18 protein-coding genes are annotated in these 19,815 nt (G+C 65.0%); 4 read left to right on the top strand and 14 right to left on the bottom strand.

Annotated elements, in window-relative coordinates:
* Window positions 1-195 precede the first annotated feature (195 nt).
* Window positions 196-2,535 carry an RNA polymerase sigma factor RpoD gene (gene rpoD, locus ACODTB_RS01605; RefSeq protein ID WP_488929063.1) on the top strand — a complete coding sequence of 780 codons (2,340 nt, stop codon included), beginning with the start codon at window positions 196-198 and terminating at the stop codon, window positions 2,533-2,535.
* A gap of 61 nt (window positions 2,536-2,596) precedes the next feature.
* Here rpoD and ACODTB_RS01600 read toward each other — a convergent pair whose 3' ends face one another.
* The 13 genes from ACODTB_RS01600 to ACODTB_RS01540 form a co-directional block, all read right to left on the bottom strand.
* Window positions 2,597-3,013: a PPC domain-containing DNA-binding protein gene (locus tag ACODTB_RS01600; RefSeq protein WP_488929083.1), complete on the bottom strand. Its 417-nt coding sequence runs from the start codon at window positions 3,011-3,013 to the stop codon at window positions 2,597-2,599.
* A 5-nt stretch (window positions 3,014-3,018) separates the two neighbouring features.
* Window positions 3,019-4,521 carry a class I SAM-dependent DNA methyltransferase gene (locus tag ACODTB_RS01595; protein WP_488929062.1) on the bottom strand — a complete coding sequence of 501 codons (1,503 nt, stop codon included), beginning with the start codon at window positions 4,519-4,521 and terminating at the stop codon, window positions 3,019-3,021.
* 7 nt (window positions 4,522-4,528) lie between these two features.
* The gene (locus ACODTB_RS01590; protein WP_488929061.1) at window positions 4,529-5,182 is read right to left on the bottom strand and encodes a hypothetical protein; all 654 of its coding nucleotides are present in this window, start codon (window positions 5,180-5,182) and stop codon (window positions 4,529-4,531) included.
* 100 nt (window positions 5,183-5,282) lie between these two features.
* On the bottom strand, window positions 5,283-6,119 hold the full coding sequence (locus ACODTB_RS01585) for a DUF3037 domain-containing protein (RefSeq protein WP_488929060.1): 837 nt from the start codon (window positions 6,117-6,119) through the stop codon (window positions 5,283-5,285).
* The gene (locus ACODTB_RS01580) at window positions 6,116-6,859 is read right to left on the bottom strand and encodes a HipA family kinase (protein ID WP_488929059.1); all 744 of its coding nucleotides are present in this window, start codon (window positions 6,857-6,859) and stop codon (window positions 6,116-6,118) included. Before ACODTB_RS01580 ends, ACODTB_RS01585 begins: the two co-directional genes overlap by 4 nt.
* On the bottom strand, window positions 6,856-8,550 hold the full coding sequence (locus tag ACODTB_RS01575; RefSeq protein WP_488929058.1) for a GIY-YIG nuclease family protein: 1,695 nt from the start codon (window positions 8,548-8,550) through the stop codon (window positions 6,856-6,858). The genes ACODTB_RS01580 and ACODTB_RS01575 overlap by 4 nt, the downstream gene beginning before the upstream one ends.
* A 3-nt stretch (window positions 8,551-8,553) precedes the next feature.
* Window positions 8,554-9,912: a restriction endonuclease subunit S gene (locus tag ACODTB_RS01570; protein WP_291118878.1), complete on the bottom strand. Its 1,359-nt coding sequence runs from the start codon at window positions 9,910-9,912 to the stop codon at window positions 8,554-8,556.
* Window positions 9,912-12,806: a type I restriction endonuclease subunit R gene (locus tag ACODTB_RS01565; RefSeq protein WP_488929057.1), complete on the bottom strand. Its 2,895-nt coding sequence runs from the start codon at window positions 12,804-12,806 to the stop codon at window positions 9,912-9,914. The genes ACODTB_RS01570 and ACODTB_RS01565 overlap by 1 nt, the downstream gene beginning before the upstream one ends.
* 36 nt (window positions 12,807-12,842) lie before the next feature.
* Window positions 12,843-14,222, bottom strand: coding sequence for a HAMP domain-containing sensor histidine kinase (locus tag ACODTB_RS01560; protein ID WP_291118862.1), 1,380 nt, complete (start codon window positions 14,220-14,222; stop codon window positions 12,843-12,845).
* Window positions 14,219-14,926, bottom strand: a complete 708-nt coding sequence (locus tag ACODTB_RS01555) for a response regulator transcription factor (RefSeq protein WP_291118859.1) — start codon at window positions 14,924-14,926, stop codon at window positions 14,219-14,221. Before ACODTB_RS01555 ends, ACODTB_RS01560 begins: the two co-directional genes overlap by 4 nt.
* 9 nt (window positions 14,927-14,935) lie before the next feature.
* Window positions 14,936-15,232: a hypothetical protein gene (locus ACODTB_RS01550; protein WP_291118856.1), complete on the bottom strand. Its 297-nt coding sequence runs from the start codon at window positions 15,230-15,232 to the stop codon at window positions 14,936-14,938.
* Between the two features lie 14 nt (window positions 15,233-15,246).
* The gene (locus ACODTB_RS01545; RefSeq protein ID WP_291118853.1) at window positions 15,247-15,717 is read right to left on the bottom strand and encodes a Spy/CpxP family protein refolding chaperone; all 471 of its coding nucleotides are present in this window, start codon (window positions 15,715-15,717) and stop codon (window positions 15,247-15,249) included.
* Between the two features lie 69 nt (window positions 15,718-15,786).
* The gene (locus ACODTB_RS01540; protein WP_488929056.1) at window positions 15,787-16,758 is read right to left on the bottom strand and encodes a LysR family transcriptional regulator; all 972 of its coding nucleotides are present in this window, start codon (window positions 16,756-16,758) and stop codon (window positions 15,787-15,789) included.
* Window positions 16,759-16,835: 77 nt separating this feature from the next.
* Here ACODTB_RS01540 and uraD point away from each other — a divergent pair, with 77 nt between their 5' ends.
* From uraD to ACODTB_RS01525, 3 genes are read left to right on the top strand one after another with little or no spacing between them, the layout of a single operon-like run.
* Entirely contained in the window at window positions 16,836-17,423 is a 588-nt protein-coding gene (gene uraD, locus ACODTB_RS01535) for a 2-oxo-4-hydroxy-4-carboxy-5-ureidoimidazoline decarboxylase (protein ID WP_291118847.1), read from the top strand.
* On the top strand, window positions 17,420-18,397 hold the full coding sequence (locus ACODTB_RS01530) for a Bug family tripartite tricarboxylate transporter substrate binding protein (protein WP_291118844.1): 978 nt from the start codon (window positions 17,420-17,422) through the stop codon (window positions 18,395-18,397). Before uraD ends, ACODTB_RS01530 begins: the two co-directional genes overlap by 4 nt.
* 5 nt (window positions 18,398-18,402) lie before the next feature.
* Window positions 18,403-18,771: a hydroxyisourate hydrolase gene (locus ACODTB_RS01525; RefSeq protein WP_291118841.1), complete on the top strand. Its 369-nt coding sequence runs from the start codon at window positions 18,403-18,405 to the stop codon at window positions 18,769-18,771.
* Window positions 18,772-18,793: 22 nt separating this feature from the next.
* On the opposite strand, the gene ACODTB_RS01520 is transcribed toward ACODTB_RS01525, so the two are convergent.
* A complete protein-coding gene (locus ACODTB_RS01520; protein WP_291118839.1) occupies window positions 18,794-19,792 on the bottom strand; it encodes an aldo/keto reductase in 999 nt (332 codons plus the stop codon).
* Window positions 19,793-19,815: the final 23 nt, after the last annotated feature.

Genomic DNA, 19,815 nt, shown 5'->3' with positions numbered 1-19,815 from the left:
CGACCTCCCCGGCCCGACGGAACCCCGCAAGGACTGCACACCAAATGTTCGCCCCACAGCTTGCAGGCCTGCCCTTTCCGGCGAAAGGCAGGCGTTGTGCCCAACAAAATCACCGGAACGGACCGCGTCGCGCGGCCTTTCAGGCGTTTTTTGCGTGTTCTGCCGGCTCCAGTTCGACATTTTTTTGAGGTCCCCATGCCCGCGAAGAAATCCAGTACGTCCGTTGCGTCCAGCACCAAAACCGCCAAGAAGGCCAGCCCGCGCGCGGCCGCCCCGGTTTCTCCCCCGAAGAAAGCCCCCGCTGTGACCCAGAAGCCCCCCGTCAAAGCCGCCGCCAAGGCCGCGCCCGCCAAGAAGACCGCCGTGAAGGCCAAGTCCGAGGCCGAACTGCTCGAAGAACCCGCGAAGAAGAAAGCCGGTCGCCCGGCCAAGGCCGATGCGGGCGACAAGCCCGCGGCCAAGCGCGGCCGCAAGCCCAAGGCGGACGCCAAGGGCAAGGGAGGCGATGCCGACCTGGACGATGCCGACCTCAGCGACATCGAGGACGACCTGACGGGCGACGAGACCGAAGCCGAGGCGGTGGACACCACCGCCGCGCAGACGACCGAGAAGGTCAAGCCCCTGCGCATGAAGATCAGCAAGGCGAAGGAACGCGCGCTGATGAAGGAGTTCGGCCTGGACGAAACCGTCCTGTCCGAAGAAGAAGCCCGCAACCGCCGCGAACGCCTCAAGACCCTGATCAAGCTGGGCAAGACGCGCGGCTACCTCACGCACGGCGAAATCAACGACCACCTGCCCGACAAGCTGGTGGAAGCCGAGACCCTGGAAGTGGTGGTCTCGCTGCTCAACGACATGGGCGTGGCCGTCTACGAACAGACGCCCGACGCCGAGACCCTGCTGCTGAACAACACCGGCCCGACCGCCGCCACCGAAGAGGAAGCCGAGGAAGAAGCCGAAGCCGCCCTGTCCACGGTGGACAGCGAATTCGGCCGCACCACCGACCCCGTTCGCATGTACATGCGCGAAATGGGCACGGTGGAGCTGCTCACGCGCGAAGGCGAAATCGAGATCGCCAAGCGCATCGAGGGCGGCCTCAACGACATGATGGCCGCCATCAGCGAGAGCCCGGCCACCATCGCCGAGATCCTGGTGATGGCCGAGGACATCCGCGAAGGCAAGGTCGTCATCTCCACCGTGGTGGACGGCTTCGCCGACGCCGACGAGGCCGATGACTACGTGGCCGAAGAAGACTTCGACGACTACGACGAAGCCGACGACGACGACGGCAAGGGCGGCTCCAAGGCCCTGACCCGCAAGCTCGAAGAACTCAAGCGCGAAGCCCTCACCCGCTTCGACAACATGCGCGCGCTGTTCGAGAAGCTGCACAAGACCTACGACAAGGAAGGCTACGGCACCCCGAGCTACCTCAAGACGCAGACGGCCATCACCGAAACGCTGATGTCCATCCGCTTCACCGCCAAGGCGATCGAGAAGCTCTGCGGCACCATGCGCAGCCAGGTCGACGACGTGCGCAAGAAAGAGCGCGAGCTGCGCCGCATCATCGTGGACAAGTGCGGCATGCCGCAGGAAACCTTCATCAAGGAATTCCCGCCCAACCTGCTCAACCTCAAGTGGGTCGAGAAGCAGGCCGCCGCCGGCAAGCCCTGGAGCGTGATCATCGAGCGCAACATCCCGCCGGTGCAGGAGCTGCAGCAGGGCCTGATCAACATCCAGAGCAGCGTGGTCGTGCCGCTGGCGCACCTGAAAGACATCCACAAGCGGATGAACCAGGGCGAGTCCACCTCGCGCGACGCGAAGAAGGAAATGATCGAGGCCAACCTGCGCCTGGTGATCTCCATCGCGAAGAAGTACACCAACCGCGGCCTGCAGTTCCTGGACCTGATCCAGGAAGGCAACATCGGCCTGATGAAGGCGGTGGACAAGTTCGAATACCGCCGCGGCTACAAGTTCTCGACCTACGCCACGTGGTGGATCCGCCAGGCCATCACCCGCTCGATCGCCGACCAGGCGCGCACCATCCGCATTCCGGTGCACATGATCGAGACCATCAACAAGATGAACCGCATCTCGCGGCAGCACTTGCAGGAGTTCGGCTTCGAGCCCGATGCGTCCATCCTGGCCGAGAAGATGGAGATGCCCGAGGACAAGATCCGCAAGATCATGAAGATCGCGAAAGAGCCGATCTCGATGGAAACCCCCATCGGCGACGACGACGATTCGCACCTGGGCGACTTCATCGAAGACCAGGCCAACACCGCGCCCATCGAGGCCGCGATGCAGGCCGGTCTGCGCGAAGTGGTCAAGGAAATCCTCGACAGCCTCACGCCGCGCGAAGCCAAGGTGCTGCGCATGCGCTTCGGCATCGAGATGTCCACCGACCACACGCTGGAAGAAGTGGGCAAGCAGTTCGACGTGACGCGCGAGCGCATCCGCCAGATCGAAAGCAAGGCAGTGCGCAAGCTCAAGCACCCGAGCCGCTCGGACAAGCTGCGCAGCTTCATCGACACGCTGTAAGCGGCGGTCGGTCACAAAAAAGGGAGCCACTGGCTCCCTTTTTTTCTGGGTGGCGCACGCCTCAGGCTTCGCGCGGCCGCACCACCCGTTCCGGAAAGCCGGTGGCCGGGTCGGTCTCGCGCGAGAAGCGCCATTCGGGCAGCAGGCCCAGCAGCACCTCGGCCGTGGTGCGCACGCGGCAGCCCGGCACCACGTGGCCGCCAAACACGGCACCGCTGGCGGTGGACACGGCCATGTGCAGGTGCGAGTGGCTGCGGCCCTCGCCGTCCACCCCCACTGTGCCCGACAGGCTCAGTATCTCGCTGTCACCGTCCAAGGTCTGGGCCTGGTCCACGCCCGCGAAGCGCAGGCGCGCATCGCTCAGGCTGCCGATGCCGGCGATCACAAACGCGGCCTGGCCGCCCTGTTCGCGCAGCGCCGCCTCCAGCGCCGAGCGCAAGTCCTGGCCGGGAGTGAGGCGGAGCGGCAGGGTCTTCATCTCGTTCACGCCGACTCGTCCACTTCGGCACCCAGGTCCCCCGCAATCAGCTTGAACTGCTCCAGCGCGGCTTGCAGGTCTTCCACGATTTCCTGCGCAATCACATCGGGTGCCGGAAGGTTGTCGCTGTCCGCCAGCGAGTCGTCCTTGAGCCAGAAGATGTCGAGGCTGGCCTTGTCACGGGCCATGATGTCTTCATAGCTGTAGTCACGCCATCGCCCCGTCGGCTGTTCGGCGCTCCAGGTAGCCTGGCGCTGGTTGGGGTTGGCCATGTTATAGAGCGCCACGAACTCGTCCAGGTGCTCGCGCCGCAGTGGATTGGTCTTGAGCGTGAAGTGCTGGTTGGTGCGCAGGTCATAGATCCACAGCTTCCGTGTCCAGGGCGTTTCGCTGGCGGGCTTCTTGTCGAAGAACAGCACATTGGCCTTGACGCCTTGTGCGTAGAACAAACCTGTGGGCAAGCGCAGCAGGGTGTGCAGGTCGCATTCCTGCATCAAACGACGGCGAATGGTTTCGCCCGCCCCGCCTTCAAACAGGACGTTGTCGGGCAGCACCACCGCCGCGCGTCCGTTCGTGGCCAGCAGCGTCTTGATGTGCTGCACGAAGTTAAGCTGCTTGTTGCTCGTGGTGGCCCAGAAATCGTCGCGTTCGATGATGTCTTTTTCCGTGCTCGTGCGGCCGTCTTCGCCCACGATCACGGTGCTGCTCTTCTTGCCGAATGGTGGGTTAGCCAGCACCACGTCAAAGCGCGCGCCGGGATCGGCACCGAGCGCGTCGCCCACCACCACCGGCACCGACTTTTCAGAGCCAATGCCGTGCAGCATCAGGTTCATCGCACAAACGCGCGCCGTGGCCTGCACGAGCTCGTAACCGGTGAAGGCCTTTTCCTTCAGGTGTTTGAGTTGGTCGCGGGTCAGGTTCTTGTGGTGCGCGGTGATGTGGTTGTGTGCGGTGAACAAGAAACCGCCCGTGCCACAGGCCGGGTCGCAAATCGTCTCGCCCGGTTGCGGGCCGATGCAGTCCACCATGGCCTGAATGAGCGCGCGCGGCGTGAAGTACTGGCCCGCGCCACTTTTTGTGTCTTGTGCGTTCCGCTCCAGCAGTCCCTCGTAGGCATCACCCTTCACGTCCGCGCCCAGGATGGTCCAGGTTTCCGCGTCGATCAGGTCCGCCACCACGCGGCGCAGCTTGGCCGGGTCCTGGAACTTGTTCTGCGCCTTGCCGAAGATCAGGCCCAGCGTGCCGCGTTCCAACCCGAGCCGCTCCAGGGTGTGTCGGTAGTGGTCAAACAGTGCATCGCCATCTCGTGCCAGTAGCTCGGGCCAGCTGTAGCCAGCGGGCACGATGCTCGGCTGGTTGTGCGGCGGCTTGCTGCGCTCGTCAGCCATCTTCAGGAACAGCAGGTAGGTCAGCTGCTCCACATAGTCGCCATAGCTCATGCCGTCGTCGCGCAACACGTTGCAGTAGTTCCAGAGTTTCTGGACGAGGGAGTGGGTGTTGGTGTTCATGTCGGTTTCAGCCCTTGGGGGCGGGCTTCGGTGGTCTGGGCGTATCGGGGTCAAGGATGGCTGCCAAGCGGTCGATGGCCATGCCGCGTTCTCGGGCTCGCCCTATGCGCAAGGCGTCGAACAGGGCCAGCATTTCGTACAGCTTCGCATCTTGCATGGCCGCAAACGGCACGTTGGGATGCAGTGGCTCAATGCCCAGTCCACGAACCTGGCCGTTCGGGTGTGGCCACACGTAGTCGTTTGAGCCAGGAGCAAACACTCCGGCAAAGGCTGGCGCGCTGTGGCCGGTGGGCACGCCAACGGCTATTGGAGTCCGGTCGGGCACAAAGGCGAAGCGCGCGCCGTGAATAACGAACTCCGCAAGAAAGCGGCTGTGCGGGCGAACCGGATTGCCAAAGGCATTCGCCTTAGCTCCCCAACGTCGACGTTGCCTCACCGGGTAAATGTCCTGACTCAGCAGTGCCGCGCGATCCCCCTCGTCCGACAGATCTGCTGTGACGTTCTCCAGCAGCAAGCTGGATCGCAAACACCGTTGCACACCTGCGTGCGCCTCGGACGCGCTCAACCCCAGCTCTTTGGCCAAGCGCGCATAAGTCCACCGGTCGCCGCCGAGAGCAACCAGCTTGAGCGCAACCAGCAAGTCTTGGGGTTTGAGGATCATCAATCTACATTCGCGAATTACGAACAATCTTATCCGAAAGATGGCCGGACAACGCCGGCCATGTATTCCCTTTCCGTGGTCAGAGGGGCGCCGCTCGCCCTCAGTTCCGCGCGAAGTCCAACAATCGCTGGTTCTGGCCGAGCCCAGCTACTTCAACATTGAGGTTCCGCAACTCCGCTAGCACCTCAGCCCGTGCGCGAGCACGCAATCCACTGGCAGTTGGCTCGTCATCGACGGCGAAAAGGACATGCTCTGGCAACAGTCCACGCTTGCGAAGCTGTGTCACCCGCATCACCCATTGCCAACCATGGTCGATGATCCGCGCCGGATCAGGCTGGCACAGCGTCAGCGCCTTGATGGCCTTCACCGGTGCTTCGCCGTCCATCTGGACGAACGGAAACTGCGCGTGGTATTCCTCATTGCCCACGCGAGCGGGCTGAAACCGCCTAGCCAGATCGGCCGCCTTGAGCACCTGGCGAACATTGCGCTCCAACACCTGCTCACGGTACTCGCGTGTCACGAAATTGCGCTCCACGTAGTAGCCGAACAGATCGTTGAGCTTGGCCTCCGGGTCGCTGGCGAGCACGACCCGCCCCTCACCGAACCGCACAAGGCTGGCGCGCGGCTTGATCAGCTCCGACCACATGGCCCAAGCCGATGTCATGTCCAGCGTCTTCAAACGCCGGTCTGTGCCCATGGTCTTAAACGCAGCGCTCACCCGCACCAGCTCTTCCCGCAAGTCGCGCATGAACGCGCGGTAGGTGGCCACCTCCATCTGTTCAAAGAAGTTGGTGATCCGGCTCGTGCGGTTGCCGAGCAGCCTGAAGCCGAAGTAGCGCCCGTCCGGCGCGAAAAGGACCACGCCGACATTGGCAAACTCTTCGGTCTCCACAAACGGCATGAAGCGCACGATGGCGTAATGGCATGCGGTTTTCATGGTGTGAGGTTCCAGAAAGTCTGATCGTTCTGACAACGCTGCAGCGTCGTCACAAATTCCGGCAGGTTCCACGCCGCCTGCACGGTCTGCTCTGCATCAGCGAAATGCCAAGCCTCAGGAATGGTAGCGCAGACACCCTCTACCAGGTGGAGAGCTGACACAAACCCCTGCCGCACCTGATCTCTCGCTACCCAGTCCGACACCAGCAGCTTGAGGTCACTGGCGAAAACGTGGGAATCCAGAAATGCCTCGGCATTGAACCCGATCTCAAACGCCAGATTGTGGTCAAACACCACCACCTCTCCGCCATTTTCCCCTTGACGCCACAGCAGATTGGGGTTGCCACCCAGCGCCGAAAGGGTCCGATCGGCGTTGTGAATCCACCAGTCAAACGCCACAATCAGCGCCCGCTGAGTCGGTGGAACATGCCCAGTCATGCTCCAGGCAAAGTCTCCGGCCTCGACCCGTTGCGACGCGAAAGCCACGCCGGGCACCAAGTCCTTCAACCAGTGGCCCATCCTCCGGTCGCACAAGGCCTCTGGAATCTCCGCCATGTCAAAAACCGGAATGGGCAAACCCACCGCTTTCGCCATATGGGCAGCCAACCACTCAGCCACCAACTCGCGCTTGGGCAGCGAGCCGCTCTTGACAAAATACACCTGCCCATCGTCTGCACGGCACAGGTAAGGCGCGGTCTGGCCCTGCTCGGCCCGCTTGATGACTTCTTCAATAACGATCATGTTTCGGCCTCTGCCTCCTGCAGCTCTTTCAGCGTGCGCCCCTGCGCATCCTTCCACTCGATGCGCCCGTTGGCGCTGCGCCCCAGCACCACGGCGGCGGCCGTGCTCGGAGAACTGAAGCTGTAGTCCTGCGTGAAGCGGTACAGCCCGTCGGCCATGGTCAACACGCCGTTGGCTATCAGCTCCTGCCGCACGTCGTACATGCCTCGCACATGCTGCTGCATGGAGGGCACCGACTCGGTCACCGCCTGCGAACCCGCCTTCACCACAAAGCCCTGGCTGGCCTCATAGCCGCTGGCCAGCACGCCCTTGCCCTTGCAGCTGAGCACCGGGCTGGCCTTCGCGGCCACGGCCGGCGCGGACTCGAACGCATGCACCCCCAGCACCGGCAGCATGCCCAGCATGTGATCCAGAAACACCAGCATGTCCGCCCGGTCCGCCTCGCTCAGAGTTGGCTCGCTGGGAAAGTTGCCGTTGTCCAACGGTACGCGCTTGGCCGCGCGGGCCAGCGCGATCAGTCGTGCCTCCAGAAACTGCACATGGGCCTTGTTCAGCAACCCGCCCGTCGCCACAAAGCCGATGGCGCGGGTCCAGAAGTCTTTCTGCGCGTAGTGGCTCTCCAGCCGGGGGCGAATGGGGTCGCCCTCGCCCACGTAGAGCAATTCACCCTCGCCGTCCGGCCGAGGGCCGAGCAGCAGGTACACCCCGGTCTGCTGCAACTCGGGCCGGGCTTTCACCTGCGGCAGCAAGGCGCGCGGAAACACCACGGCGCGGGCGCTGGCGTTGAAGCGCTCGACGATGCGCAGGCCGTCAGGATCGCCGTCGGCGACGAAGATGCGAAGGGAGAAAGGCTGAGTGTTGGCTGTCAACCGAAGCGCCCTAGAGACCTGCTCATTCGACTTGCCGCGCACATGCAAACGGGCCAACAATTGACCGACCCAAGCCGCACATTGCTTGGACGGGTTCACAGTTTCCATGGCCTTTGCCAGTGCCGCCAAGTCTTTGCCAGCAAAAGCCGAGTCCCCCGTGTCTGCAACCAGCCAGCGAGACAACACGACCGTCATCGCATTACGGCATTGATCGATGATGGAGACAGGTGTTTCACGGAACGCCGAATCCAGCACACGGTCCACCGCTGACCTGACAGCCGCTCGATCCGCTTCAGGAATGGCGGAGAGTGCGAGTTCGGGCAACACACCGAATGCACTCTGCGCCTTGAGTGTCAACATGACATCGTCACCGCGCACCATCTCCGCTTGGATCACCCGCCAAGCCGATGAGCCACGCACCTGCCCGATGAGCAACGTTTGTCCGAGGCCGCCATTCGGCATGTGCAGCACAGCGGTGCAAGGCATGTAGGTGTACAGCCTGCGAGTACGCCCACCGCCCGCCACGGAACGGAGTGCGTTCTCAATAAGTGGATGGCCTGCCGTAAGCACGGACTCTGGTTGGCTTTGGCTCTGAGGCTGAAATAGCCGCCCACGGCGTACTCGAGTCACCGTGTCAAAACTGTCCTCCCGGAACACCCAGGCAAATGGATCAGAAAACAAGCCTTTGGGTGGTGCGCTCCAGTCCTCGGGATTGGTGATCAACTTGGCCTGGGAGAGAAGCGGTGGAGGCAAAACGGCAAACTGCGGCGCACTGGCGCCTTCATATACATGGCCGGTATCGCTCTCAAACCCGATGCGCATAGTTCAGTCCGCTTTCATGAAAGCTTTGGCAAGCGTTGCTTTCCGCAACGAGTGCGCACGCAGGAGGTTAGCTGCAACTTCGGCCTCCACTTCGCGAATAACTGACAGGCAACGATCAAGCTCTTCGACAATCCGCACCTGCTCCCCAATGGGCGGCAAAGGGACTACGAACTTCCGGATGTGAGCGAGCCCCAAATCTGGCTGCGCAGTAGCGCGAACGTCTCGCTTGATCTGAGCCGTCACTACCTCTGAACGCAATGCTGCAATCAAAAATCTGACCGGGAAATTTTCTCTAACGGGCTTGAGGATCGCGACACTGTAAGACGCCTGAAACGGTGAGTCGACCGTCACCGCTCTGACCTCACCAACAGTGCCATATCGAGACAATAGTACGTCACCGCGCTCTGGTTTCACCTTTCGGCAGAGTGCCTCGTAGTCTTCTGACGAAATCCGTTTGGCTCCCGCGAAGTCGATGCCTTCATCGTCCAAGAAGTCCTTCGTACTGACGTACGGGACACCGTCCTGCTGCCCCTTTGGCATCCTGTGATCCACGTCAGCGATCTGAAGATGCAATTGCTCTAACGAAGCCCATGTCCATCCTTCCGGAATGTCCACGCGGCTCACGTTTGTGAGGAACTCGGGTTCTTTGTACTTGCCACGCCCAGCCCACTGAATACGTCGTTGTTCGAGGATTCGTTGCAGTAGTTGGTTGCCAGTTTCGTAGCTGCGGCCTTCGCGGTGGGCGAGGCTGGCTTCGGTTTCTACGAGGCGGCCTTCGACGGCGGCTTTGAGGACGGCGGCTTTGTAGCGTTTGAGGTTGGCCTTGACGCGCTGGAGGTTGGCGACGGCTTCGTCGAGTCGGGAGAACTGCTTTTCGATTTCGGCGACGATGCGGCGCTGTTCGTCCACGTCAGTCAGCACGATGGGAAAGTCAGATAGCTGCCCCTGACTGATGGATGCCATGCCTACCACTTGTTGGGCGTTGTTTGCAAAGTGCTTGCTTCCGCGGGCAAACAACTGGTAATTGATGAACTTTGGAAGCGCCTTGGAAGTGTCGAGCCGAACGCGGATGTTCTTGCTCTCGAAGACGCTGGGTTCCAGCGCGCCGGGAATGACCGCAGCCTTGCCGACAAGCTCGCGGCTGTTCACACGGTTCACTAGCAAGTCACCCTCATGCAAGCCGTAGTCGGCGTACTCTTGGGGCGTCACCTTCATGCGCTTGATGTCGCGCCATACGATGGAGCCGGCTTCAATGTTGTACATGCGCAGGCAAGGAATGCCGTCATCCGCATACTCCGACGCGGGCTTGTACATGCCGTTCTTCATCGACGCGACGACATCGCCCAGCCGAGCTTCCCGCATCACGCCGCCAACTCCCGATTCAACGTCTCAATCACGTGGGGCAGCTCCGCCCCAAACAGCTGGTGCACCTTGCCCAGCCCGCCGTCCTGTTCAAATGGGGCGTAGCTGAAGTCTTCGATGTCGATGCCGAGGTTGGCGGCGATGTGGTCGCGGATCATTTCTAGCCAATGAATTTGTTCGGTTGTGAAGCGGGGAGAGCCCTCACCCCTGCCCTCTCCCAGGGGGAGAGGGGGTGAATTCGGTGAGCGGGTGGGTGACGATTGCTGGGCGAGCCAAGCTTTGAAGTTGGCTTGCACGCGTTCCGGGTAGGGGACGAGTTCGTTGTCTTGCTGCATGGCGAAGCGCACCAGGCTGACGAGGTCGGTGAGCAGGCGGCGCTGGCTGGTGCCTTTGACGCGGGTCTTGTTGAGTGCGGCGTAGGCCTGCCACAAAGCGCTCTCGTCAATCAGATGCGGTGGGCTGTGCAGGGCGTCGGCCAGGGCCTTGATGTCTTCAAACTTCAGCGGCGCGCGCACCGGGCGGTTGTAGAGGATCTGCAGCGCGGTGATTTCGTCTTTGTGCTGGGCGATGAAGGCTTCGAAACTCTGCACCAGCTCCTTGGCGCGGTCGCTGCCTTCGGCAAAGCCGGCGTGCAGCAGCACGTCTTGCGTCACGGTGTCGATGACCAGATCGGCTTTCTGCCTGAGCTTGAGGATGAGCTCGCGCAGCGTGGGGTTGGTGAAGGGTTGGGCGGCCTGGATGCGCTGGGCTTCGACAAGCTCAGCCCGAACGGATGGGGGCAGACCCTCGTCCTCCTCGGCGTTGAGGGCTTGCACGATGCCGTGTGCCAGTTCGCGCAGGCTGTGGCCGCCGCTGGCTTCGATGACGCGGGCCTGGTCTTCTTCGTCCAGGTCCTTGTCGAGCCGGCTCAGGCGGGCGGCCACGCTTGAGAGCACTTCGTCTTCCACATTGCCCAGGGCCACGGCCTGCAGCAGTTTGTCGAGCGGCACGCTCTTCTTCTGGTCCATGGGGCGGCTGTCGGTCTTGTCGCGCTCGCACACGCCCACGCAGTCGACGATGACGAAGTGGTCTTTGCGCAGGTGCTCGCCGGGGTTGACCTGCATGAGGTCGGTGGGGTTGCACACGCGCACGCCGCGGCCCTTCATCTGCTCGAAGAAGCTGCGGCTTTTCACCGAGCGCATGAACATGACGATTTCGACCGGCTTGATGTCGGTGCCGGTGGCGATCATGTCCACGGTGACGGCCACGCGCGGGTAGTAGGCGGTGCGGAAGTCCTTGATGAGCTGCTCGGGGCTGGTGCCGGTGGTGCGGTAGGTGATCTTCTGGGCGAACTCGTTGCCGCGGGCGAACTCTTCGCGCAGGATCTCGACGATCTTTTCGGCGTGGTTGTCGTCCTTCGCAAAGATGAGTGTCTTGGGCAATTCCTGGCGGTGGGGGAACAGGTCCACGTTCCAGTTGTCGCGCAGGGTGCGCACCACGGTGCGGATCTGGTCGGGCGTCTGCACAGCGCGGTCCAGCTCGGAGGGGTCGTATTCAAAGTCTTCGTCGAGCTGCCAGGCGGTCTTGCGGCGGGTGGCTTTGTCTTGGGTTTCCAGCCAGTAACCCTTGTCCACCTTGGCGCCGGCCTCGGTCACTTCGGTCTTGATGCGGTAGACGTCGTAGTTGACGTTCACGCCGTCGGCCACGGCCTGGGCGTGTCCGTATTCCATGACCAGGTTCTGGTTGAAGAAGCCGAAGGTCTGCTTGTTGGGCGTGGCGGTGAGGCCGATGAGGTACGCATCAAAGTACTCCAGCACCTGGCGCCACAGGTTGTAGATGCTGCGGTGGGCTTCGTCGGTGACGACGATGTCGAACATCTCAATGGGGATCGCCGGGTTGTAGCCGATGGGCTCGGGGTCCTTGAACAGGGCCTCGGCGCCTTCGGTGCTCGTCTCGTCAGCCTCTTCGGGCAGGTCTTTGCCCTTGAGCATGCTGAACATGCGCTGGATGGTGCAGATGACCACGCGGGCGCTGGTGTCCAGGTTGTTGCCCTGCAGGTGCTGGACGATGTACTCCTCGCCGAACTTGTAATTGTTGTGCGGGCTGGCGTAGGCGTCGAATTCCTTCTTGGTCTGGCGCGCGAGGTTGCCGCGGTCCACCAGAAACAGCACGCGCCGGGCACCACCGAACTTGATGAGCCGGTAGATGAAGCTGATGGCGGTGAAGGTCTTGCCGCTGCCCGTGGCCATCTGGATCAGGGCCTTGGGCTTGTTGGCGGCCAGGCTCTTCTCCAGGTTCTGGATGGCCTTGATCTGCGCGGGCCACAGCTGGTAGCTGGCGCCGCCACTGCCCCATTCGGTCACGAGCGGGGGCATCTGCTGCAGGCGGGCGAGGAAGGTGCCGGATGAACCGTATCTCGCCGCTGGCTCCTGTACCGTTCGCCCTGAGCTTGTCAAAGGATGGGCTTCGACAGGCTCAGCCCGAACGGGAGTGAGCCAGTGCAGCAAGAGATCAGGCCGGTAGAAAGCGAACAGCGGCCGGGCGCGGGGTGCCGGGTCCAGTCCGTTGGTGAAACGGGTTTCGACACCGGTGGACTCGAACACGAAGGGCAAAGGCCGGCGCCAGGCCGGCAGGGTGGCGGGCAAGCCCTGGGCATACCGGGCGCTTTGCCCTTCCACACCGCTGAGCGTGGCGCCTTCCTTCTTGGCTTCAATCACGCCGCAGGCTTTGCCGTTGACGTAGAGCAGGTAGTCGGCGAAGCCGTGGCCGGGGTTGAGTGGAAACTCGCGAATGGCGACGCCTTTGACTGCGCCATCACCTGCATGGATGTTGGCGTTGGCCACACTGCAGACGTGCCAGCCCGCTGCGATGAGCAATGCGTCGATGGTCTGGCGGGCGCGGGCCTCGGGCGTCATGCGTGTGGTAGTGGCGTTGTTTCCTCTTGTTGCATTCTAGGGGGCGGAAGGCAAGGTCACCGTCACCGCCAGCCCGGGGTGTGCATTGCGCACCGCGAAAGTGCCCCCGTGCGCCTGCGCCACCAGCCTGCACAGGTAGAGGCCCAGGCCCACGCCGCCGGCGTTGCGCGTGCGCGCGGTGTCGGGGCGGAAGAAGGCCTGCGCAAGGTGGGGCAACTGGTCGTCGGGTACGCCGGGGCCATGGTCGCGCACTTCGAGTTCGATGCCCTGCCCCGCTTCCAGCGCGCGGATGTGCAGTTCCACCGCCCGCGGCGCGCCGGTGCTGTGGCGCAGTGCGTTGTCGAGCAGGTTGCGCAGCAGCAGGCGCACGCGGATCTGGTCCAGCGGCAGCGTGGGCAGGCTGTAGGGAGCGTGCAGCTGGATGCTGCGGGCCGCGGGCTGCGTGATGGTGAGTTCGTCGATCACGTCACGGGCCAGCGCAACCGGGTCGGTGGGCTCGCGACTCAGCGCCTGGTGGCGCCCGGCCAGTCTCTCGCTTTCCAGCAGGTCGCTGATGAGGCGGGCCATCTCGCTGAGGTCGCGCAGCAGGGCCTCGCGCTGCGGGGCGACGTCGGCGACCTCGGGCAGCAGCTCGGTGTTGAGCCGCGCACGGGTCAGCGGGCTGCGCAGTTCGTGGCTGATGGCCAGCAGCAGGGAGCGCTGGGCATCGAGCATCTGCTGGATGTCCTGGCCCATGGTGTTGATGGTCGCGGCCAGTTCGCCCAGCTCGTCGGGCCCCCGGGGATGGCGCACGGGAATGGGCTGGTCGAACCGGCCTGCGCCGAAGCGCAAGGCGCCCTGCCGGATGTCGTCGAGCGGTCGCAGCAGGCGGCGCACGTAGAGGAAGGCCAGCAGCGTGAGGATGAGCAAGGCCACCAGCGTGTAGCCCACGATTTTGGGCCGGCGGTCGAACACCGCTTCGTTCAGGCCGAATTCCAGGCGGTGGCCATCGGCCGTGGTGCGCTGCAGCAGCTGTTGCCAGTCCTTGTCGTCGCCCCAGCCGGCGTCGTCGTCCGCGCCCCGGTCCCGGGCCCGCTCGCGCAGCCAGTGCGGGCGCTGCTGGTCGGGGTGCGAACGCCAGTTGACCCGCGGGCCGACGATGTCGATGGTGAGCGGCAGGCGCTGCGTGAGGGCCTGCGCGCGCTCGACGCTGGGGCTGCCCCCGGCGGCCACATCGGCCGCGAGGCGGTCCACGTAGTCCATGAGCACCGGGCGCGCGGCCTCGCGCCAGCCGACCGAAAAGGCCTTCTGCGCCCCGCTGATGAAGGTGAACGACATGGCCATGGCCAGCAGCAGGAACACCATCACCATGCGCAGCTTGAGGGAGCAGCGCAAGGCCAGGAAAGCCCGGCGGTACCAGGGCAGCGCCTGGGTCATGGCGCGATGCGGCGCAGCGCCAGCGAGTAGCCCGCGTTGCGCAGGGTCTTGATGCAGTCCAGCGGTTCGAGCTTCTTGCGCAGGCGGCTCACCACGATGTCGACCGCGCGGGTGTAGAGGTCGGCCTCGTGGCCGCGCAACTGGTTGAGGATGTCGTCGCGGCTGAGCACGCGCCCGGCCTCGCGCGCGAGCAGGTGCAGCAGGTCGAACTCGGTGCTGGTGAGCTCCACCGCCAGGCCCTCGCGCAGCACGCTGCGGCGCGTCGGGTCGATGGTGAGGCCGTCGAACACCAGGGTGCCCGGCTCCACCGCACCAGCGGGCGCGGCCGGCGGGCCGTTGCCACCATGGCGGCGCCGCAGCACGGTCTGGATGTGCGCCACCAGCTCGCGTGGCTCGAAGGGCTTGGGCAGGTAGGCATCGGCGCCGAGTTCGAGGCCGACCACGCGGTCCATCACGTCGCCGCGCGCGGTGAGCATCACGATGGGGATGTCGCTTTCCTTGCGGATGGTGCGGCAAAGTTCGAAGCCGTCCATCTCGGGCAGCATCACATCGAGGATGGCGGCGTCGAAGGCCTCGGCGCGCAGGTGCGCCAGACCCTCGCTGGGCCGCAGCGCGTGCGTCAGCGCCAGCTCGAAGCGCTGGAAATAGGTCGCCAGCGGCGGGCCGAGCTGTTCGTCGTCGTCAATGAGCAGAACGCGGTGCATGCGGCATTGTCACATTGCGCCCGTCAGGCTGCGGTGGCGCACGATGAGGCGGCGAAGCCGTTGCTGCGCGCCGCGGTCCAGCCCGTCGAAGCGGTCGGCCACCGAGAGGATGGCCGGCAGCGCGGGCACGGCGTCGTTCGGCTGGCGGCGCGAGAGCCGCGCCCACAGCCCCAGCGCGTGCTCGCGGTCGAAGCGCGGGCCCCACACCAGGGCCAGCAACTCGTCGTGCGGGTCGTCCACCCCGGCCAGCAGCGCTGGGCCATGGTCGCGCAGGCGCTGGGCGATCGGTTGCAGCACGGGCGACATGGGATTCACCCCGCTCAGCCGCGCGAGAACCAGCCGCGGCGCTTGCCCATGCGCTCGCGCACCTCGGCCTGCTGCGTCGGGCTCAGGCTGTCGTAGAAATCGGCCAGGGCGTTGATCACCTCCGGGCTGCTTACCTGCACCACGCGGGTCTTCTCGTCGAGCAGGTTCAGCGCGCGGGCGCGGTCGAACTTCTCGCCGGCGATCAGCGCCTGCATCTCGCCGCGCGGGTTCGTGGTCTGGCCGATCAGGGCCGTGCGCTGGGCCTGCACCTTGTCGGCCAGCACGTTGAGCTTCTGCTGCTGTTCGGCGTTGAGGTCGAGCTTGCTCGTGATGCGGTTGACCACCTTGCCGCGCACTTCGGCGATCTTCTCGGCGCTCATGGGCGCGCGCTCGTGGTGAGCGCGCGTGCCGCAGGCGGCCAGGCCGCCGATGGCGATGGAGATGCCGGTGAAGGCCATGAGCGAGCGCTTGATCCAGGGTTTCATGACGGTGTCCTTTCAAAGGGACTGTTGAACATGACCGCCATGGTGCCGGCAGCGGTGCGCCCCGGGGTCTCAACGCGGTTTCGGTTTTTTTCGTTTTGTATCGACGCCGGCCGCGCGCACCTGGGCCAGGTAGTCGTTCACATGCGCGCCCAGGCGCTCGGCGACCATGCGCGCGATGCGCGGCAGCGAGCGGCTCGCGCTGATCGCCACGCCCACGGTCTGCGGCTGGGCACTCTTGTCCTTGAGGGGCACGAAGCACAGGCTGCCCGCGAGGATCTCGGGACCGGCATCCAGCTCGGAGGTGAGCGCCACGTGGCTGCCGCTGCGCACCAGGCTCTTGACGAGCTGCAGCGAGTTCGTCACCAGCGGTGGCCGGGCTTCCTCCAGCAGCCAGTTGTGGCGCCGCTCCAGGTAGCGGCGGATCGCCAGCACCCGGCTTTGCGCGGCCATCGGCCAGGCCGCCACGTCCTTGAACGTCACGTGGGCCTGCGCGGCCAGCGGATGGCCCGGCGCCACCACGCAGCCCAGCGGCAGCTCGGCGCTGGCCACGATGTGCAGATCGCGCCCGGGCTTGAGGTTGAAGGCCACCGCAAGATCGACCTCGCCCGCGCGCAGGCGCTGCATGGCGTCGTCGGTGCTGACGATGTCCACCTCCAGCACGATGCCCGGGTGTTCCCGCGCCACCACCGCCACGAACTCGGGCAGGAAGCCGTTGACGTGGCTGTCCATCGCGGCCAGGCGCAGCTGGCCCTGGCTCACGCCCTGCAGGTGCTTGATGTCGGACAGCGTGCGGTTGAGGTCGGTCTTCCATCTCTGCGAGAGCGCCAGCAGCAGCTCGCCCGCGGCCGTCAACCGCATGCCGCGCGGCTGGCGCTCGAACAGCGGCAGCCCGAGGTCTTCTTCCATCAGCAGGATGTGGCGGTCGATCGCGGAGGCGGAAATGGACACCTCGCGCGCGGCCGCCTGCACCGAACCGAGCTGCGCGACGGCCGCCAGGTAGCGCAGGGCCTTCGGATGCAGAAGCTGGTTCAGCGAACTCATGCGTACTGAAAATTCGAATGCAACATGCCCAATTATGCGATGGACAGCAATGCAATGGCGCCGCAAACTGCGATCGCATGAACACACCGACACCCTCACCCCTGGCCTGGAATGCCCTCGCCCTCCTGGACGAAGCCACGTTCTGCGCGCGCCTGGGGCCGGTGGTCGAGCACTCGCCCTGGGTCGCCCGGGAGGCCTGGGCCGCCCGCCCGTTCGCCGACTGGGCTTCGCTGTGCGACAGCTTGTCGCGGGTGATCCATGGCGCCGACGAGGCCCGCCAGCTGGCCCTGCTGCGCAGCCATCCGGAACTCGCCGGCCAGGAGGCACGGGCCGGCACCATGACAGCGGATTCGCAGAGCGAGCAAGGCCGCCTGGGCCTGCTGGCGCTGGATGCCGCCACCGTTCAGCGCATCGAATCGCTCAACCGGCGCTACCGCGAGCGCTTCGGCTTTCCCTTCATCGTCGCGTTGCGGCTGCACGGCTCGCTGGCCACGGTGCTGCAGGCCGGTGAAGCGCGCCTGGCGAACGACGCCCTCAGCGAGCGCCGAAACGCCCTGCAACAGGTCTGCGAAGTCATGCGCGGACGGCTGGCGCAGACCGTGTCACCCGAGCCCTCCCCTCCGCCCTCCCCGTCCGTCAACACCCTCGCAGGAACCCCGTCATGAACACCCCACGCCGCCTTCTTCTGGCCGTCAGCGCCTTGTCGATGCTGGGCTCGCCGCTGGTCCACGCACAGGCCTGGCCGCAGCAGAAGCCGATCCGGATCATCGTGACCTTCTCGCCCGGCGGCTCGTCGGACATCGTGGCGCGCCTGCTGCAGCCGGGCCTGCAGGAGAAGCTGGGCCAGACCGTGATCGTGGAGAACAAGCCCGGCGCGGGCAGCACCATCGGCGCCAACGAGGTGGCGCGCGCCGCGCCCGACGGCTACACGCTGCTGCTGTCCAACACCGCGCCCATGAGCATCTCCCCCTTCATGATGGACAAGGCGCCCTACGACCCGGTGAAGGGTTTCACGCACATCGCCTACATCGGTTCGGTGCCCAATGTGTTCGTGGTGCATCCTTCGGTGCCCGCCAAGACCATGCCCGAGCTGGTGAAGTGGATCAACGCGCAGGCCAAACCCGTCAACTACGGCTCGGGCGGCGTCGGCTCCATCGGCCACATCGTGGGCGAGATGTTCAAGCAGCAGTACCAGCTGAAGATGGAGCACGTGCCGTACAAGGGTTCCTCTCCCATGCACAACGACCTGCTCGGCGGCTCCCTGCAATTCGCGGTGGACACGCTGACGCAGAACGTGCCCTTCATGAAGGAGGGCAAGCTGGTCGGCATCGCGGTCACGTCGCGCGCCCGCGCGCCCATGTCGCCCACCGTGCCCACCGTGGGTGAAGCCGGTTACCCCAAGCTGGTGGCCGAGAACTTCCTCGGCATCTCCGGGCCCGCCGGCACGCCGGCGGACGTGGTCGACAAGGTCAACAAGGCGGTGACCGAGGTGGTGGCGCGGCCCGACGTGGCCAGGCGACTGAGCGACCTGGGGGTGGAATCGGAGCCCATGAGCGCCGCGCAGTTCACCCGGTTCGTCACCGACCAGGTGAACGAATGGGCGCCTGCGGTCAAAGCGTCCGGCGCACGGTTGAATTGAACGCCATGAACGGCGGACTCTCCATTCATTGCGTGGACGTGGCCAGTGGCCGCGTCGCCGCCGGCCTGCAGGTGACCGTGGTGCGGCTGGGGCCGGACGGCCTGCCGCACGGCCCGGTGCTCGCCGAAGGCCGCGTGGGCGCCAACGGTCTGCTGCAGCACCCGCTGCTGATGAGCGATGCCATCACTGCCGGCGGCTACGAGGTGCGCTTCGCGGTAGGCGACTTCTACCGCGACCAGGGCACCCCCGTGCCCGAACCTGCGTTCCTGGAAACAGTGCCCTACCGCTTCCACATCGCCGACACCTCGCAGCACTACCACCTGCCGTTCAAGTTCACGGCCTGGGGCTTTTCGCTCTTTCGCGGCGGCGCCTGAAACGCCGTCGCTCGGCGCAGGCTCAGTACGCTTCGGTGTCGACTTCGCGGCTGGACTGCTCGTTGTAGCGGTTGCCGCTCACCGTGCGCTGGTTGATGAGTTCGTCCAGCCGGGCCAGCGTGGCCGCGTCCAGCGCCACGTCCACCGCGCCCAGGTTGTCGCGCAGGTGGTCTTCGCGCGAGGTGCCCGGGATGGGCAGCACGTCCGGCCCCTGGTGCAGCAGCCAGGCCAGCGCGAGCTGGGCCGGCGTGCAGCCCACGTCGTTCGCGATCGCGCGGTAGGCGGGCAGCAGCTTGAGGTTGGCCGCGAAGTGCTCGGGCGCGAAGCGCGGCATCGCGCGGCGGATGTCCTTGGCGTCGAAGGCGCCCACGTCCAGGTCGGGGCCGCACAGGAAGCCGCGCGCCACCGGGCTGAAGGCCACGAAGGCGATGCCGAACTCGCGGCAGGTGTCGAGCACCGCGATCTCGGGGTTGCGCGTCCACAGCGAGTACTCGGTCTGCACCGCGGTGATGGGGTGCACCGCCTGCGCCTTGCGGATGGTGGCGGCCGACACCTCGGACAGGCCCAGCGCGCGCACCTTGCCCGCGCGCACCAGGTCGCTCATCGCGCCCACGCTGTCCTCCACCGGCACCTGCTTGTCCCAGCGGTGCAGGTAGTAGAGGTCGATCACGTCGGTCTTGAGGCGGCGCAGGCTGTCTTCGCAGTTCCTGCGGATGGCCTCGGGCCGGCCGTCGATCACGCGTTTCACGCCATCGTCGAACTGCACACCGGCCATGCCGCCCTTGCTGGCCAGCGTGAACTTCTGGCGGTGCTTCGCGAGCACATGGCCCACGTGCGTTTCGCTGGCGCCGAAGCCATAGAGCGCTGCGGTGTCGAAGTGCGTCACGCCTTCATCGAAGGCGGTGAGCAGCACGCGCTCGGCCTGCTCTTTGGACACCGGCGCGCCGTAGGCGTGGCAGATGTTCATGCAGCCCAGGCCGATGGCGCTGACGCTGAAGGGGCCCAGTTGACGTTGGTTCATGGCGGGTTTCTTTCTCAAAAACG

Source organism: Hydrogenophaga sp. FG152, from assembly GCF_057809615.1.
This window is presented reverse-complemented; position numbering and strand designations above follow the sequence as displayed.

Coding starts and splice junctions, on each gene's coding strand:
- rpoD (WP_488929063.1), top strand. CDS start 196: ATGCCCGCGAAGAAATCCAGTACGTCCGTTGCGTCCAGCACCAAAACC.
- ACODTB_RS01600 (WP_488929083.1), bottom strand. CDS start 3,013: ATGAAGACCCTGCCGCTCCGCCTCACTCCCGGCCAGGACTTGCGCTCG.
- ACODTB_RS01595 (WP_488929062.1), bottom strand. CDS start 4,521: ATGAACACCAACACCCACTCCCTCGTCCAGAAACTCTGGAACTACTGC.
- ACODTB_RS01590 (WP_488929061.1), bottom strand. CDS start 5,182: ATGATCCTCAAACCCCAAGACTTGCTGGTTGCGCTCAAGCTGGTTGCT.
- ACODTB_RS01585 (WP_488929060.1), bottom strand. CDS start 6,119: ATGAAAACCGCATGCCATTACGCCATCGTGCGCTTCATGCCGTTTGTG.
- ACODTB_RS01580 (WP_488929059.1), bottom strand. CDS start 6,859: ATGATCGTTATTGAAGAAGTCATCAAGCGGGCCGAGCAGGGCCAGACC.
- ACODTB_RS01575 (WP_488929058.1), bottom strand. CDS start 8,550: ATGCGCATCGGGTTTGAGAGCGATACCGGCCATGTATATGAAGGCGCC.
- ACODTB_RS01570 (WP_291118878.1), bottom strand. CDS start 9,912: ATGCGGGAAGCTCGGCTGGGCGATGTCGTCGCGTCGATGAAGAACGGC.
- ACODTB_RS01565 (WP_488929057.1), bottom strand. CDS start 12,806: ATGACGCCCGAGGCCCGCGCCCGCCAGACCATCGACGCATTGCTCATC.
- ACODTB_RS01560 (WP_291118862.1), bottom strand. CDS start 14,222: ATGACCCAGGCGCTGCCCTGGTACCGCCGGGCTTTCCTGGCCTTGCGC.
- ACODTB_RS01555 (WP_291118859.1), bottom strand. CDS start 14,926: ATGCACCGCGTTCTGCTCATTGACGACGACGAACAGCTCGGCCCGCCG.
- ACODTB_RS01550 (WP_291118856.1), bottom strand. CDS start 15,232: ATGTCGCCCGTGCTGCAACCGATCGCCCAGCGCCTGCGCGACCATGGC.
- ACODTB_RS01545 (WP_291118853.1), bottom strand. CDS start 15,717: ATGAAACCCTGGATCAAGCGCTCGCTCATGGCCTTCACCGGCATCTCC.
- ACODTB_RS01540 (WP_488929056.1), bottom strand. CDS start 16,758: ATGAGTTCGCTGAACCAGCTTCTGCATCCGAAGGCCCTGCGCTACCTG.
- uraD (WP_291118847.1), top strand. CDS start 16,836: ATGAACACACCGACACCCTCACCCCTGGCCTGGAATGCCCTCGCCCTC.
- ACODTB_RS01530 (WP_291118844.1), top strand. CDS start 17,420: ATGAACACCCCACGCCGCCTTCTTCTGGCCGTCAGCGCCTTGTCGATG.
- ACODTB_RS01525 (WP_291118841.1), top strand. CDS start 18,403: ATGAACGGCGGACTCTCCATTCATTGCGTGGACGTGGCCAGTGGCCGC.
- ACODTB_RS01520 (WP_291118839.1), bottom strand. CDS start 19,792: ATGAACCAACGTCAACTGGGCCCCTTCAGCGTCAGCGCCATCGGCCTG.